The organism is Brevundimonas sp. (assembly GCF_046293315.1).
Taxonomy (GTDB): Bacteria; Pseudomonadota; Alphaproteobacteria; order Caulobacterales; family Caulobacteraceae; genus Brevundimonas.
The window spans coordinates 1-747 of sequence record NZ_JBKBPF010000047.1; the positions used below are offsets into that span (position 1 = coordinate 1).

Below are 747 nucleotides of genomic sequence, written 5' to 3' on the forward strand. Positions count from 1 at the left end.
AGGTGGACGCCATGAACGAGCAGACCCCGGACCGCCCCCGGTTCGTCCTCGGTGCCCTCGGGCCCACCACCCGCACCGCCTCGATCTCGCCCGACGTCAACGACCCCGCCGCCCGCAACGTGAGCTACGACCAGCTCGTGGCGGCGTACCTCGAGTCGGCCCGCGGCCTGGTCGAGGGTGGTGCCGACGCCCTGGTGATCGAGACCATCTTCGACACACTGAACGCCAAGGCGGCCATCTTCGCCGTGGAGACCCTCTTCGAGGAGTACGGCCGGCGGTGGCCGGTGATCGTGTCGGGCACCATCACCGATGCGTCCGGGCGCACTCTGTCCGGGCAGGTCACCGAGGCCTTCTGGGCCTCCGTCCGGCACGCCCGGCCTCTGGCCGTCGGCCTCAACTGCGCCCTGGGGGCCAAGGAGATGCGGCCCTACATCGCGGAGCTCTCGCGGCTGGCCGACTCGTTCGTGTCCTGCTACCCGAACGCCGGGCTGCCGAACGCCTTCGGGGAGTACGACGAGGCGGCCGAGGAGACCGCGGCGATCGTGGCCGAGTTCGCGGACCGCGGCTACGTCAACATGGTCGGGGGGTGCTGTGGCACCACCCCGGAGCACATCGGCGCCATCCATCAGGCGGTGGCGCCCCTGCCTGCGCGCGTGCTGGGCAGCGCCGGGCCTTTCTATCGGGAAGCTGCCTGACCCCACGCCAGCGCGGGAATAGCGCACGGCCCCACAATCAGTGCTCCCATCA

Annotated in this window: 1 protein-coding gene; it reads left to right on the top strand. The window is 71.0% G+C overall.

All coding sequences use genetic code 11. The annotated features are described in order from the left end of the window. Window positions 1-695 (top strand): homocysteine S-methyltransferase family protein (locus ACK4SE_RS13925; protein WP_409693902.1); only part of this gene is annotated, 695 nt, incomplete at its 5' end. Window positions 696-747: the final 52 nt, after the last annotated feature.